Origin of the sequence: Mycolicibacterium chengduense, assembly GCF_033741155.1 — a bacterium.
GTDB lineage: Bacteria > Actinomycetota > Actinomycetes > Mycobacteriales > Mycobacteriaceae > Mycobacterium.
In genome coordinates this window covers 257,297-271,761 of the sequence record NZ_JAWQNH010000005.1, presented here as the reverse complement: position 1 = coordinate 271,761, position 14,465 = coordinate 257,297, and the positions used below count along the sequence as shown (strand labels likewise).

Below are 14,465 nucleotides of genomic sequence, written 5' to 3'. Positions count from 1 at the left end.
TCAGGGCGCTAAGCCGATAGCGAAGTGCACAGCCGATCGGGCCGCGATCCGACGGTCACCACACCGAAGCCGGACCGTGACACGGCGGCTCGCCGCGTCGGCCTCATCTGTCACTGCAGCCCCATTAGCATCGGCCCGGTACGCACCGAAACCACTTGGGAAACGCAATGACCAGGCCTTATTCACGTAACTCCGCGACGCGCGACGCCGGTTACCGGTCGCGCTACCCGTATGCCGACGACAGCTACGACTATCTCGGCCATGACGATGACTTCGACGGTGCCGGTTTGGATGCCGACACCGGCGCCGAGCCCGCATACGAGTACGAATATCCCGCCGATTACCACGACGAGTTGGACCGGCGCTGGATCTGGGTGGCAGGGGTCGCAGGCGCCATCCTGATGGTGGCGGTGATCTGCACCGGCATCATCCTCGGCGGCGGCGACAGCGGTTCGGTGTCGGCCACGCAGGCCTCCACCACCTCCGCCGCGGCGACCACGTCCGCCGCGCCGTCGACGACCGTCGCCCCGGCCCCGCCGCCGGTCACGGCACTGAACCCGGCGCAGAACCCGGAGACCGTCACCACGGTGACGCCCACCCCCTCGGCGACGGTCACCGCGACACCGGTTCCCACCACCGAGGCGCAGGTGCCAGCCGTCGCGCCGCCGGTAGCCGCGCCCGATCCGGCGGCCGCCGCGCGCACCATCACCTACACGGTGACCGGCCAAAAATCACTGCTGGACCTGGTCACCATCATCTACACCGACGGACAGGGCGCCCTGCAGACCGACGTCAACGTCGCGCTGCCGTGGCGCAAATCCATCACCCTGGACCCGGGCGTGCAGTTGAGTTCGGTGACCGCGACCAGCGTGACCAGCCAGCTGAACTGCTCGATCACCGATGCGGCCGGTGCGCCGCTGGTGGCGCAGACCAACAACACGATGATCGCGACCTGCACCCGGTAACTAGGCCAGGCCCAGCTCCTGCATCCGGCTGGCATGGGTGCGCTGCAGACGCTCGAAGAACTCGGCCAGCTGCAGCAGCCCATCGCTGCCGGTGAGCACCAGGTCGACGAGCTCGTCACGATCGGCCAGCACGAACTGGGCCTGGGTGATGGCCTCGCCGAGCAGCCGGCGCGACCACAGCGCCAGACGGTGCCGCTGGCGGTCGCTGGCCGTCACGGCGTCACGCACCTCGGCGACCACGAACTGGGAGTGGCCCGTCTCGGCGAGCACCGACCGGACCACCCCGGCCGCTTCCTCGGGGAGCGCATCGGCGATCTCAAGGTAGAAATCGGCGGCCAGCGCATCACCGATATAGGTCTTGACCAACGCTTCCAGCCAGGTGCTCGGCGTCGTCAGCCGATGGTAATTCTCAAGTGCGGCAGCATATTTCGTCATCGCGGGCACCACGTCGACATTGCGTTCGGCCAGTGCGTCGCGCAGCAGTTCGTAGTGCCGCATCTCGGCCGCGGCCATGCTGGCCATGCTGATCCGACCGGCCAGATTGGGCGCCATCCGAGCCTCTTCGGTCAGCCGGTAGAACGCCGCCACCTCGCCGTAGGCCAGCAGCGCGAACAGTTCGGTGACGCCGGGATGATCGGCACTGACCGCCGGCTTCGGCCCGGTGCCCGGCTGTGCTGAGGACGTCTGTGGCATGGCCCAACTCTAGACGCCGAGCGCCACAGCGACCGAGCAGCACAGAAGCCAGCTATCATGGGTGTAGGCAGTGGCTTTTTGGCGCCACAGCCGAGGAAATGTGCGTGCACGTGGTTCGGCCGGCCCCCTTCAAGACGGGGCAGGGCCCAGCGGGCTGACATCGCCCCAGCCGGGGAGAAGCGGCCCCTTTCTCGTCATCTTCGTGCGCGCGTGACGACATACGCGACGAGGAATGACAACGAAAGGCAGTAAGGCATCGACAATGATGCCGACCACCACCATATGACCGAACTCAACAGCAAAACCGAAACCACCTTCGCCGATCTCGGCGTGCGCGACGAGATCGTGCGCGCCCTCGCCGAGTCCGGCAAAGAACACCCCTTCGCCATCCAGGAACTCACCCTGCCGCTCGCCCTGGCCGGCGACGACCTGATCGGCCAGGCCCGCACCGGTATGGGCAAGACCCTGGCGTTCGGCGTCCCGCTGCTGCACCGGGTCTCCACCGACGAGTCGCGGCCGCTGACCGGCGCCCCCCGCGCCCTGGTCGTGGTGCCCACCCGCGAGCTGTGCCTGCAGGTCTTCGACGACCTGACCAGCGCCGCCAAGCACCTGCGCGCCGGCGACCGCAAGTTCACCGTCACGTCGATCTACGGCGGCCGCCCCTACGAGCCCCAGATCGAGGCGCTGCGCAACGGCGTCGACGTCGTCGTCGGCACCCCGGGACGGTTGCTCGACCTGGCCCAGCAGGGCCACCTGCAGCTGGGTGGACTGTCGGTGCTGGTGCTCGACGAAGCCGACGAGATGCTGGACCTGGGCTTCCTGCCCGATATCGAGCGGATCCTGCGGCTGACCCCCGACAACAGGCAGGCCATGCTGTTCTCGGCCACCATGCCCGACCCGATCATCACGCTGGCCCGCACCTTCATGAACCAGCCGACCCACATCCGGGCCGAGGCGCCGCACTCGGCCGCCACCCACGACACCACCGAGCAGTTCGTCTACCGCGCGCACGCGCTGGACAAGGTGGAGATGGTCAGCCGCATCCTGCAGGCCGACGGCCGCGGCGCGACGATGATCTTCACCCGCACCAAGCGCACCGCGCAGAAGGTCGCCGACGAACTCGGCGAGCGCGGCTTCAAGGTCGGCGCCGTGCACGGCGACCTGGGCCAGATCGCGCGCGAAAAGGCCCTCAAGGCGTTCCGCAACGGCGATGTCGACGTGCTGGTGGCCACCGACGTCGCGGCCCGCGGTATCGATATCGACGACATCACGCACGTCATCAACTACCAGATCCCCGACGACGAACAGGCCTATGTGCACCGCATCGGCCGCACCGGGCGCGCCGGCAAGACCGGCATCGCGGTGACCCTGGTGGACTGGGACGAGCTGCCGCGCTGGTCGATGATCGACAAGGCGCTGGGCCTGGACAATCCGGATCCCACCGAGACGTACTCCAGCTCCGAGCATCTGTACACCGAGCTCAACATCCCGGCCGAGGCCACCGGTTCGATCGCCGCGCCGCGCAAGCCGAAGACCCGCACCGAAGGGGAACGCGCCGAGCGGGCCGAACGACCGGCCCGCACCCGCACCCGCCGGCGCACCCGCGCCGGCCAGCCCGCCACCGGCCATCCCGAACAGGTCACCGACTCCGAGTCCGCCGACCCGGGTGCCGACAGCTCGGCCAGCTCGGACAGCCCGGATGAGGCCGGCACCGCCCCCAAGCGCCGGCGCCGTCGTCGCCCGCGCAAGGCCGCCGCGCCCGCAGCCGGCTAAATGCCCGGTATCCCCCCGGAGCGCCGCACCCGCGGCGACATGGTGGCGGCCGCGGCCATCGCGGTGGTGGTGGCGGTGGTCGCCGCCCTGATCTGGTGGACCAGCGATGCTCGGGCCACCGTCAGCAAGCCCGCCGCCGCTGCCGTACCGGCCCTCAAACCGGCCGCCACGGTCCCCGACACCCTGCACGAACTGTGGTCGGCGCCCAGCGGAAAGACCACCCAGCCCCTGGTGGTGGGCGGCGCCGTCGTCACCGGCGACGGCCGCGAGGTCATCGGGCATGACCCGGCCGGCGGCGCGCCACTGTGGTCGTACACCCGCGATCTCGACCTGTGCGGGGTGACGTGGGTGTACCAGTACGCCGTTGCGGTGTACCCGGACAGCCGGGGCTGCGGCCAGGTCAGCACCATCGACGCCCAGACCGGGCGGCGCGGCCCGACGCGCACCGCGTACGCCGACCCCGAGGTCGCGCTGTCCTCCGACGGCAGCACGGTGCTCTCGGCCGGTGACAGCCGGCTGGAACTGTGGCGCTCGGACATGGTGCGGATGCTCAGCTGGGGGACGCTGGACGCCCGGATCAAACCCGACGTCCCGCAGGATCCGCTGTGCCGACTGGTGTCCGCCGCCGCCAGCTCGTCGCAGGTGTCGGTGTTGGAGGCCTGCCCGAACCAGGCCGATATGCGGCTGACCCTGTTGACGCCGTCGGACGAAGAAGACACCCCGACGACGAAATTCCAGCAGCAACCCGGAGTCTCGGTGGACTCCGACGCACGGGTCGTCGCGGTGACCGACACCACCACCGCCGTCTATGTGCCGACCCCCAAACCGGCGGTCAACATCGTCGACAACACCGGCACGGTGACCGCCAGCACGCTGCTACCCAAGGCGGTCTCGCCGAACGCGGCAATGTCGCATCCCGGTGACCTGATCACCTGGTGGACGGGCGACTCGGTGCTGGTGTTCGACGCCAACCAGCTGCGCTACAAGTACACCGTGGCGCCGTCGGGCAACAATGCGCCGGTGGGACCGGCCACCATCATGGCCGGCTCGCTGCTGGTGCCGGTGACCTCCGGCTACGACGTCTTCAACCCCGAAACCGGGGCCGGTGTGCGCCACATCGACGTCAAACGCCCGCCGTCACAGGATCCGGTGATCCCCGCGGTGGCCGGATCGACGCTGCTGGAGCAGCGCGGCGGCACCGTGGTGGCGCTGGGCTGACTAGAGGTCCGGGGTGAACGTCGGCAGCGCCTTCCCCGATTTCCAGTACCGCAGCAGCGCCCCAGCGAGATCGCGATAGGCGTTGGCACCCTTGTTCTTCCGGCCTTTGAGCACCGAGGCGCCGGAGGCACTGGCCTCCGCGAAACGGACCGTGCGGGGAATCGGCGGCGCGAGCACCGGCAAGTTGTAGCGGTCGACGACGTCGAAGAGCACGTCCCGGCTGTGCGTGGTGCGGGAGTCGTACAAGGTCGGCAGCGCCCCGAGCAGTTTCAGCTCCGGGTTGGTGATCTGCTGGACATCACCGATAGTGCGCAGGAACTGCCCCACGCCGCGGTGCGCGAGCGTCTCACACTGCAACGGCACGATCACCTCGTCGGCGGCGGTCAGCCCGTTGAGGGTCAACACGCCCAGCGACGGCGGGCAGTCGACGATGACGACATCGAACTGGCCGGCCAGTTTCCCGAGCGCTCGTTTGAGTGCGTACTCGCGGCCCGCCCGCATCAGCAGCATCGCCTCCGCGCCGGCCAGGTCGATGTTGGCGGGCAGCACCGTCATGCCCTCAGGAGTGGACAACAGTGCCGTATCGGGCTCCACGTCCCCGAGCAGCACCTCGTGCACAGACACGGCGAGGCCGTCCGGGTCCTGGCCCAGCGAGAACGTCAGACAGCCCTGCGGGTCCAGGTCCACCAGCAACACCCGCTGCTTGTGCTCGACGAAGGCTGCACCCAGCGACGCCACCGTCGTCGTCTTGGCGACCCCACCCTTTTGATTGGCGACCGCTAATACTCGCGTCACACCGCCCATCCAAGCACGCGCGCGGTCCCCTCGGCCTGCCGTGGGGCAGAATCGTGTGGGTGACTGTCCAGCAGCACCGGCTGTTCCTGCTCCGGCACGGCGAGACCGAATGGTCCAAGAGTGGCAAGCACACTGGGCGCACCGATCTGGATCTCACCGATACCGGTAGGTACCAGGCCAAGCTCGCGGCGGAGGCGCTGGGCGACCTGCAGTTGCGCGACCCGCTGGTGGTCAGCAGCCCGCGCCGCCGTGCGCTGCTCACCGCCGAACTGGCCGGGTTGACCGTCGACGAGGTCACGCCCCTGCTGGCCGAATGGGATTACGGCGACTACGAGGGCCTGACCACCCCGGAGATCCGCCAGACCGTGCCGGGCTGGACGGTGTGGACGCATCCGTGCCCGGGTGGCGAGAGCATGGCCGATGTCACCGCGCGCGCCGACGCGGCGGTGGCGCTGGCGCTGGCGAACATGGCCGAGCGTGACGTGGTGTTCGTCGGGCACGGCCACTTCTCCCGGTCGATGCTGACCCGCTGGATCGAGTTGCCGGTGTCCGAGGGCATCCGGTTGTCGATGGCGGCGGCCTCGATCGCGGTATGCGGTTTCGAGCACGGCGTTCGCCAGATCTCCGCACTGGGCCTGACCGGTCACGTCAACCCGTGCCTGCCGGCGTGACGCCGTCGTTCGTGCTGTCCGGGCCGGACGGCACGGTCCTGGCCGACGGCGTGCGCCGGGAGTTCGCCACGATCCCCGCCGCCCAACAGGCTCTGCAGTCCGGTGCCGTGCCGATCGTGGTGGGGGCGTTGCCTTTCGACCTGAGCGCCCGGCCCGCGCTGTTCACCCCCGATCGGGTCGAGTTCGCGCCGTCGCTGCCGGACTGGCCGGTGCTCCCCGCACCGGCGGTGCTGGCCCGCCAGACGCTGCCGGCCGGCTCCGAGCACCGGGCCCGGGTCGCCGAGGCGGTGGCGCGGCTACGGAACTCGGCGCTGGACAAGGTGGTGCTCGCCCGTGCGCTGAAACTGAGCGCCGACACCGCCTGGGATCCGCGCTCGGTACTGCGCCGATTGGCCGCCGCGGATCCGGGCGCCACGGTGTACCTGGCCGACCTGGGCGCGGCCGGCACGTTGGTGGGCGCCAGCCCGGAACTGTTGGTGGCACGCGCGGGCGAGACGGTGATCTGCCGGCCGTTCGCCGGGTCGGCGCCGCGATCGCCGGACCCGCAGGCCGACGCCGCCAACGCCGCCGCGTTGGCGGCCTCCGGCAAGAACCGGCGCGAGCATGCGTTCGTGGTCGACGTCATGCGCGCGGCACTGGAACCGCTGTGCACCGATCTGCAGATCGCCGACGAACCCGAGCTGCACGGCACCGACGCGCTGTGGCACCTGAGCACCCCGATCCGCGGCCGGCTGCGCGACAGTGGGACCAGCGCGTTGGATCTCGCGGTGGCCCTGCACCCGACCCCGGCCGTCGGCGGGGTGCCGGCCGACGCCGCCGCCGCGTTGATCGCCGAGCTCGAGGGCGACCGCGGTTTCTATGCCGGTGCGGTCGGTTGGTGCGACGCCGGCGGTGACGGCCGCTGGGTGGTGTCGATCCGGTGCGCGGTGCTGGGCCCCGACCGGCGGACGGCGCTGGCCCACGCCGGTGGTGGGATCGTCGCCGAATCCGATCCCGATGACGAGGTGGACGAGACCACCACCAAGTTCCGGACGATCCTGACAGGACTGGGAGCAGAAGATGACTGAGTCCATCCGTTGGGCCCGACCGGGCGACGAAGCGGACATCGTGTCGATGATCCGCGAACTCGCCGAGTTCGAGAACGCTCTCGACGAATGCACCGTCACCGAAAGCCATTTGCACCAAGCGCTTTTCGGCCCCGAACCGGTGGCGTACGCACATGTGGTCGAGGTCGACGGGCAGGCGGCGGCGACGGCGGTGTGGTTCCTGAACTTCTCCACCTGGGACGGGGTGACGGGGATCTACCTGGAGGACCTGTTCGTGCGTCCGGCGTTCCGGCGCCGCGGGCTGGCCAGGAAGCTGTTGGCCACCTTGGCCGCCGAGTGTGTTCGCCGCGGCGGAACACGGCTGTCCTGGGCGGTGCTGAACTGGAACGTCAACGCGATCGCGCTGTACGACGCTGTCGGCGGGAAGCCGCAGACCGAGTGGACCACCTACCGGGTGTCCGGGCCGGAGCTGAGCGCGCTGGCGGGCGAGGTCTAATCCTGCCCGGTGGTCCAGTGCACGGCCGACGGAGTGAACAGCATTCCGATCGTGAGCACTGCCAGCACGGCCACCGCAATCCCGTAGCCCGCCTGATGCGAGGTGAACAGGTACCACGCCACCCCGAGCAGCAGCAGGTTGGCGAAGATCCCGATACCGCGGCCCCATCGCCTGCCGGTGATCAGCGCCCATCCGCCGGCGAGCAGACCGCTGCCCATGATGGCGAACCAGCCGGCGGTGCCGTAGGCATTGAAACCCTGGGTGTGTTTGTCGGTGCCGCCGGTGGCCAGCACCGCCAGCACGACGGCCACCACGAGAGCGGCGACGGCCTCGGCGGCCACCAGAAATCCGGCGTAGCGGACGACCGGGGGTTGCAGGCTCATGCGAACTTCGCCGCCAGATGACGCACCGCGTATTCGTAGCCGGCCGGACCCGCCCCGGCGATGACCACCTCGGCGACGGCCGAGACGAACGAATGGTGCCGGAACTGCTCACGGGCATGGATGTTGCTCAGATGCACCTCCACCACCGGCAGGTCGACCGAGGACAGCGCGTCCCGGATGGCAATCGAAGTGTGGCTGTAGGCACCGGGATTGATGATGATGCCGGCGCATTCGCCGCGGGCGGCGTGGATGGCGTCGATCAGCGCGCCTTCGTGATTGCTCTGCACGGCGCGCACGGCCAGACCGAACTGCGCGGCCAGCGCGCTCACCGCGGCCTCGATCTCGGCCAGCGTGGTGGCGCCGTACACCTCGGGCTGGCGGGTGCCCAGCAGATTGAGGTTGGGCCCGTTGACGAGCAGCAGTACGCGTTCGGTCACGACCGTACGGTACCGAGACGCCCGCGCTGCGCGGCAAGGCGCACCGGGGCATTGTCGGTGCCGTAGCCGTCGTAGCCACCGATGCGCTGCACGAATTCCAGGAACACCGTGCCGACGGTGCCGGTGTAGAAGTGGATGAACTCGGCACCGCTGGATGCCCGGTCATAGAGCAGGTTGAGTTCGCGCAGTTCGGCGACGGTGTCCTCGGCCAACCCGAACCGGCCGGACAGATAGTCGTAGTAGTTGTCCGGGATGGCCAGGAACTGCAGGCCGGCCGCGTGCGCGGTGCGAGCCAGCGCGCGGACGTCGGCACAGGCGAAGGCGATGTGTTGGGGCAGGCCGGCGTCGTCCATGATGTGCGGCGCCACGTTCAGCGGCAGCCGGACCGACTTGTCGGCGTTGTGCATGACCTGGCTGCGCACCAGCCCCTTGGGACCGGGTACCTCGGCGGGTTCGCCGGCGCTGAGCCCGAACACACTGGTCAGGAAGAGGACCGCGTCCTCCGCGGTCTGCCAGGGCTGGGTGAGGTTGACGTGGTCGATCACCAGCTGCGGCCCGCCGGCGGGCAGGCCGCCGTCGAATTCGGCGACCCAGGCCGGCTCGGCGGCCGTGTACGACGCCCAGAAGAACTGGGTGCCGTCGGGCGCGACGGTGGCGCCGAACGGTTGCTCGGCGGCGTAGGTGCGCCGATAGGCGGCGGGCGCCATCAGTTCGGCCGCCCGCCGGGACGTGGCCTCGGTATCGGGCACCTGCAGTCCGATCGCCGCGACGTGGGGCACCTGGTCGCGGGCTTGCTGCTCGTTGAGCACCACCCGGACCTCGCCTGCCGACCACAACGAGACCGGTTTGCTGCGATGCCGGCCGCGCGGGGTGAAGCCCAAGCGCTGCAGCAGCACCTCGACCGCACTGGTGTCCTCGGCCTTGATCTCGACGAAGTCGAAGCCGGTCGGTGGTTTCGCATCGGTGAGCGTGTGCGCCACCTGATCGTGCAGCCACACCAGCGAGCGCAACGCATGCACGGCGGTGTGTCCGGGATCGGTCTGGCGGAACGTGTCGTTGAAGACTTCCAGCGACAACGGACCGGTGTAGCCGGCCGCCAGGGTGTGCCGCACGAACGCGGCCAGGTCGAAGGAGCCCTCACCGGGGAACAACCGGTGGTGCCTGCTCCAGGACAGCACGTCCATGCTGAGTGCGGGCGCGTCGGCCAGCTGCAGGTAGAAGATCTTGTCCCCGGGGATCCGTTCGATCTCCGAGGGGTCGTGCCCGCGCGACAGCACGTGGAAACTGTCAAGGCACACACCGACATTCGGGTGTGCGGCCAGTTCGACGACCCGCCAGGCGCGGCGGTAGTCGTCGATGTAGCGCCCCCACGCCAGCGCTTCGAAAGCGATCCGGATGCCGTAGCCGGCCGCCAGCTCACCGATGCGGCGCAGTTGGGCGGCCGATACCTCGTCGGAGTCGATGGTGGCCGTCGCCACGTTGGAGCACACCAGCACCGTGTCGATGCCGAGCCGCTGCGCGGTGGCGAAGGTGGCCGCGGCCCGGCGCAGATTGTCGGCGAACACCGTTTCGTCCACGCCCTCGAGATCGCGCAACGGCTGGTACAGGTCCAGGGACAGGCCGAGCCGGCGGGCCAGCTGGCGGATCTCTTCCGGGGAGTGATCACCGGCGATCAGGTCGGGCTCGAAGATCTCGACGCCGTCGAAGCCGGCCGCCGCGCAGGCATGCAGCTTCTCGACGAGCGAGCCGGACAGCGAGACCGTGGCGATCGACGTCTTCATCATTCCTCCTGTGACGGGGGCCACTCCCATCGTCAATGTACCAAATAGTTAATTGATCCGGAAGCGCAGCGGCGGTACGGGGCACCCCCTCGGTAAGCTCAGCCGTCATGGCCGCCAAGCCCAAAGCCGAACTTCAGCGCGATGCCGAGCGCACCCGCGCCGAACTCCTGGCGGTGGCCACCGAGGTGTTCGCCGAGTCCGGCTACTCCGGCGCGCGGGTGGACGAGATCGCCGAACGCACCAGCACCACCAAGCGGATGATCTACTACTACTTCGGCGGCAAAGAACAGCTCTACCTGGCCGTTCTGGAACACGCCTACCGCGGCATCCGGGAAGCCGAGCAGAAATTGCGGGTCGACCACGCCAACCCCGTGGAGGCCATCCGCCGGCTGGCCGAGGTCACCTTCGACCACCACATCGCCCACGACGCGTTCATCCGGCTGGTGTCGATCGAGAACATCCACCGCGGCGAATTCATCAAACAGCTTGACGACTTGCGCGACCTGTCCCGGCCCGCGACGTCCCTGTTGGACGAGATCCTGCGCGACGGCCGGGCCGCGGGCGCGTTTCGCAACGACGTCGACGCCCTGGACGTGCACCTGGTGATCAGCTCGTACTGCGTGTTCCAGGTCGCCAACCAGTACACCTTCGGCTTCCTCTTCGATACCGATCTGACCGAGACATCGCGCCGCGCTCACCTGCGCCGGATGCTGGGCGATGTCGTGGTCGGCTGGCTGACCAGCGACCCCTGACCGACGAGACGCGCCTCACATCGAACGCTTGACGCGACGCGCACCACAGTGCTCTACTTTGCGTACGTACTAGTTCGTACATTAAGGAGCACGGGCCGATGCGCTCATCGCACCCCTATCTCGTCGGTCTGGTCGGCACCGGTATCGGCCCGTCGCTGACCCCGGCGCTGCACATGGCCGAGGGCCGGGCCCACGGCCTGGACTACGTGTACCGCACCCTGGACCTCGACGCGCTGGGCCTGTCCCCCGCCCGCGTCGGGGAGATTCTGCAGTGGGCGCGGACGCTGGGCTACGACGCGCTGAACATCACCCACCCCTGCAAACAACTCGTCCTGGAGCACCTCGACGACATCGAGGACACCGCCCGGCAGCTCGGTGCGGTGAACACCGTGCTGTTCCGTGACGGAAAAGCCTTCGGGCACAACACCGATATCACCGGTTTCAGCCACGGGTTCGGCGAGGGTCTGCCCGGAGCCGCTATCGGTCGGGTGGTGCTGGTCGGGGCGGGCGGGGCGGGCACCGCGGTGGCCGCCGCGCTGCTGGGCCTCGGCGCCGGCCACCTGACCGTGGTGGACCTCGATCCTGACCGGGCCACCGCACTGGCCGCCGATCTGGCGGCACGGCATCCGCTGGCCCACGTCGACGCGTCGTCGTTCGACAAACTCGCGGTGCTGCTACCCGAGGCCGACGGAGTGGTGCACGCCACGCCCACCGGGATGGCCCAGCACCCGGGTATCGCCTTCGACCCGGCCCTGCTGCATCCGGCGATGTGGGTAGCCGACATCGTCTACCGTCCCCTGGACACCGCGCTGCTGCGCGCGGCCCGCACTGCCGGCTGCCGCACCCTCGACGGCGGGCACATGGCCGTCCACCAGGCGGTCGACGCCTTCGCTTTGATCACCGGGATCAGCCCGGACGCCGACCGGATGTCGGCCCACTTCCGCAAACTCGTCGGTTAAGCCAGCGCAGCCCAACATAATCCGTTCAAAGGAGAACCATGGCCACCACCACGCAACCACCCGAGGCCGCCACGGCGCGCACCCCGCGCCGGGCCGCCCTGGCCAGCTTCATGGGCAGCGCCGTCGAGTACTACGACTTCTTCCTCTTCGGCTCGGCGGCGGCGCTGATCTTCCCGCACGTCTTCTTCCCGTCCGGCGAGGAAGCGGCCCTGGTCATGTCGTTTGCCACCTTCGGTTTCGCCTATGTCGCGCGGCCGGTGGGCGCCCTCATCCTCGGCCACTTCGGTGACCGTATCGGCCGCCAGCGCGTGCTGATGTTCACCCTGGTGCTCATGGGTGTCTCCACCTTCCTGATCGGCTGCCTGCCCAGCTTCGCCACCATCGGCTGGGCCGCCCCGGCGCTCCTGGTGATATGCCGTCTGATGCAAGGCTTTTCGGCCGCCGGCGAGCAGGCCGGTGCCAGCTCGCTGACCCTCGAACACTCCCCCGACCACCAGCGTGCGTACTACACGTCCTGGACGCTGACCGGCACCCAGGGCGGTTTGATCCTGGCCTCACTGGTGCTCATCCCGTTCGTGTCGCTGCCCGACGAGGTGAAGTACACCTGGGCCTGGCGGGTGCCGTTCTGGCTCAGTGCAGTGGTGGTCGTGGTGGCCTACTTCATCCGCCGCCGGCTGCACGAGACACCGCAGTTCACCGAGGCCAAGGCCGCCGGCACCATCGCCCGCATGCCGCTGATCCCGCTGCTGCGCGACCATTGGGCCGACGTGCTGCGGGTCATCTTCTGCGCGTTCATCGCCGCGGTGTCCACCGTCTTCAGCAACCTGGCCATCGCCTACGGCAAGAAGGTCGGCCTGCCTGCCGACGTCACGCTGTGGCTGGTCGTGGTGGCCAATGTGTTCGCCCTGGCCACTCAGCCGCTGTTCGGCAAGCTGGCCGACCGGATCGGCCGCAAGCCGGTATTCGTGTACGGCGCCCTGTCCTCGGCGGTGCTGATGCCCTTCTACATGCTGTCGATGAGCGAGGGCAACCAGCTGCTGACCTTCGCACTCGCGGTGGCCACCTTCTCCTTCGGTTACGCCGCGGCCAATGCGGTGTGGCCGGCGTTCTACGGCGAGATGTTCACGACCACGGTGCGGTTCTCCGGAGTGGCGATCGGCACCCAATTGGGTTTCCTGGTGGCCGGTTTCGCGCCGAGTATCGTCACCGCGCTGGGCGGGGTGCGCGAAGGCGGCTGGGTGGTGATCAGCGTCTTCACCGGCGTGGTCTGTGTGATCGCCGCGGCATCGGCGCTGACCGCGCGGGAAACCCGCGACGTGCCGACCGAACGGCTCGGGAGCACGTCGTGAGTCGGGCCTGACGCACGGTTCCCTTTCGGAAACGTATCGGTGTCGCAAAGCATGATGTACATCGCGCCGCCGGTCACGTTGCATGGACCCATGACGATCAGCGTGGCCGAACGCGCGGAGCTGCGCTCGGCGGTCCGGGACCTGCTGTCCCGGCAGGTGACCGACGGGTTCGACCCGGACCTGTGGCAGAAACTGGCCGCCCAGGGGGTGGCCGGCCTGCTGGTGGACACCGAGTACGGCGGCGTAGGCCTGGGCGTCCCGGAGCTGGAGGCGGTCGCCGAGGAGATCGGCGCCGCCCTGGTCGATGCGCCGTTTCTGGCCAGCGCGGTGCTGACCACCGCACTCGTCACGGCCGCCGGCGGCGAGCAGGACCGCCGCCGTCTGCTGCCTGGCCTGTCCGACGGTTCCGCCATCGGCACCGTCGCGCTGACCGGCGCCACCGGCACCTGGACCCCCACCGGGGTGGCGGTGCGCGCAGACGACCACGACACGTTGCGCGGCACCGCCCACTACGTGCTGCACGGACAGCTCGCCGACGTCGTGCTGGTGGCGGCCAGGGTGGGGCACGACATCGGTGTCTTCGAAGTTGAACCGGAGGCCCCGGGACTGCGGCGGGTGGCCGCGACGGTGTTCGACCCCTCGGTCCCGTTGTCCACCTTCACCTTCGACGGGGTAGCCGCTCGCCGGATCGGGACGGCGGGCTGGGAGGCGGTGCAGTATGCACTGGATCTCGCGGTGATCGCGCTGGCCGGTGAGCAGGCGGGCGGCGCTCGGCGCATTTTCGAGATGACCGTCGACTATCTGAAGACACGGATCCAGTTCGGCAGGCCCATCGGCAGTTTCCAGGCGCTCAAGCACATGGCCGCGGATCTGCTGTTGGAGGTCGAATCGTCCACCTCCGCCGCGCAGCACGCGGCGACCCGGTTCGGCTCGCAGGACGCCGCGGCCGCGGTAGCCCTGGCCGGTTTCACCTGTGCGCAGGCCTATCAGACGACGGCGATGCGGGCCATCCAGATGCACGGCGGCATCGGGTTCACCTGGGAACACCCGGCGCATCGGTTCCTGCGCCGGGCCCGCACCGGCATGCAGTTGTTCGGCAGTCCCGCACAGTTCCGGGAACGCTACCTAGTGGCCAAGGGAGGCTGAG

General features: G+C 69.2%; 15 protein-coding genes. 10 read left to right on the top strand and 5 right to left on the bottom strand.

The window, feature by feature from the left end:
• Positions 1 to 167: 167 nt before the first annotated feature.
• Entirely contained in the window at positions 168 to 965 is a 798-nt protein-coding gene (locus tag SBI67_RS19865; protein ID WP_318982217.1) for a hypothetical protein, read from the top strand.
• On the opposite strand, the gene SBI67_RS19860 is transcribed toward SBI67_RS19865, so the two are convergent.
• Positions 966 to 1,658 (bottom strand): ferritin-like fold-containing protein, encoded by a 693-nt coding sequence (locus SBI67_RS19860; RefSeq protein ID WP_318982216.1) that lies wholly within the window; start codon positions 1,656 to 1,658, stop codon positions 966 to 968.
• A 282-nt stretch (positions 1,659 to 1,940) separates the two neighbouring features.
• Between SBI67_RS19860 and SBI67_RS19855 the strand changes: the two genes are divergently transcribed.
• Together SBI67_RS19855 and SBI67_RS19850 are read left to right on the top strand one after the other, a co-directional pair.
• Complete coding sequence (locus tag SBI67_RS19855) at positions 1,941 to 3,431, top strand: DEAD/DEAH box helicase (protein WP_318982215.1); 1,491 nt, start codon at positions 1,941 to 1,943, stop codon at positions 3,429 to 3,431.
• A complete protein-coding gene (locus SBI67_RS19850) occupies positions 3,432 to 4,649 on the top strand; it encodes an Rv3212 family protein (RefSeq protein ID WP_318982214.1) in 1,218 nt (405 codons plus the stop codon).
• Here SBI67_RS19850 and SBI67_RS19845 read toward each other — a convergent pair whose 3' ends face one another.
• A complete protein-coding gene (locus SBI67_RS19845) occupies positions 4,650 to 5,453 on the bottom strand; it encodes a ParA family protein (RefSeq protein ID WP_318982213.1) in 804 nt (267 codons plus the stop codon).
• A gap of 50 nt (positions 5,454 to 5,503) precedes the next feature.
• Here SBI67_RS19845 and SBI67_RS19840 point away from each other — a divergent pair, with 50 nt between their 5' ends.
• From SBI67_RS19840 to SBI67_RS19830, 3 genes are read left to right on the top strand one after another with little or no spacing between them, the layout of a single operon-like run.
• A complete protein-coding gene (locus SBI67_RS19840) occupies positions 5,504 to 6,115 on the top strand; it encodes an acid phosphatase (RefSeq protein ID WP_318982212.1) in 612 nt (203 codons plus the stop codon).
• Complete coding sequence (locus SBI67_RS19835; protein ID WP_318982211.1) at positions 6,100 to 7,182, top strand: isochorismate synthase; 1,083 nt, start codon at positions 6,100 to 6,102, stop codon at positions 7,180 to 7,182. The genes SBI67_RS19840 and SBI67_RS19835 overlap by 16 nt, the downstream gene beginning before the upstream one ends.
• Positions 7,175 to 7,657: a GNAT family N-acetyltransferase gene (locus tag SBI67_RS19830; RefSeq protein ID WP_318982210.1), complete on the top strand. Its 483-nt coding sequence runs from the start codon at positions 7,175 to 7,177 to the stop codon at positions 7,655 to 7,657. Before SBI67_RS19835 ends, SBI67_RS19830 begins: the two co-directional genes overlap by 8 nt.
• On the opposite strand, the gene SBI67_RS19825 is transcribed toward SBI67_RS19830, so the two are convergent.
• Genes SBI67_RS19825 through SBI67_RS19815 form a run of 3 tightly spaced genes read right to left on the bottom strand, consistent with a single transcriptional unit; the run spans position 7,654 to position 10,258 of the window.
• A complete protein-coding gene (locus SBI67_RS19825) occupies positions 7,654 to 8,040 on the bottom strand; it encodes a hypothetical protein (protein ID WP_318982209.1) in 387 nt (128 codons plus the stop codon). The genes SBI67_RS19830 and SBI67_RS19825 overlap by 4 nt on opposite strands.
• Complete coding sequence (aroQ, locus tag SBI67_RS19820) at positions 8,037 to 8,477, bottom strand: type II 3-dehydroquinate dehydratase (protein WP_318982208.1); 441 nt, start codon at positions 8,475 to 8,477, stop codon at positions 8,037 to 8,039. Before aroQ ends, SBI67_RS19825 begins: the two co-directional genes overlap by 4 nt.
• Positions 8,474 to 10,258 carry a bifunctional sugar phosphate isomerase/epimerase/4-hydroxyphenylpyruvate dioxygenase family protein gene (locus SBI67_RS19815; protein WP_318982207.1) on the bottom strand — a complete coding sequence of 595 codons (1,785 nt, stop codon included), beginning with the start codon at positions 10,256 to 10,258 and terminating at the stop codon, positions 8,474 to 8,476. Before SBI67_RS19815 ends, aroQ begins: the two co-directional genes overlap by 4 nt.
• Positions 10,259 to 10,365: 107 nt before the next feature.
• Between SBI67_RS19815 and SBI67_RS19810 the strand changes: the two genes are divergently transcribed.
• From SBI67_RS19810 to SBI67_RS19795, 4 genes are all read left to right on the top strand, one after another.
• Positions 10,366 to 11,010: a TetR/AcrR family transcriptional regulator gene (locus SBI67_RS19810; RefSeq protein WP_318982206.1), complete on the top strand. Its 645-nt coding sequence runs from the start codon at positions 10,366 to 10,368 to the stop codon at positions 11,008 to 11,010.
• Between the two features lie 98 nt (positions 11,011 to 11,108).
• Positions 11,109 to 11,969, top strand: coding sequence for a shikimate dehydrogenase (locus SBI67_RS19805; RefSeq protein ID WP_318982205.1), 861 nt, complete (start codon positions 11,109 to 11,111; stop codon positions 11,967 to 11,969).
• 38 nt (positions 11,970 to 12,007) lie between these two features.
• The gene (locus tag SBI67_RS19800) at positions 12,008 to 13,318 is read left to right on the top strand and encodes an MFS transporter (RefSeq protein WP_318982204.1); all 1,311 of its coding nucleotides are present in this window, start codon (positions 12,008 to 12,010) and stop codon (positions 13,316 to 13,318) included.
• Between the two features lie 90 nt (positions 13,319 to 13,408).
• Positions 13,409 to 14,464 carry an acyl-CoA dehydrogenase family protein gene (locus SBI67_RS19795; RefSeq protein ID WP_318982203.1) on the top strand — a complete coding sequence of 352 codons (1,056 nt, stop codon included), beginning with the start codon at positions 13,409 to 13,411 and terminating at the stop codon, positions 14,462 to 14,464.
• Position 14,465 lies beyond the last annotated feature (1 nt).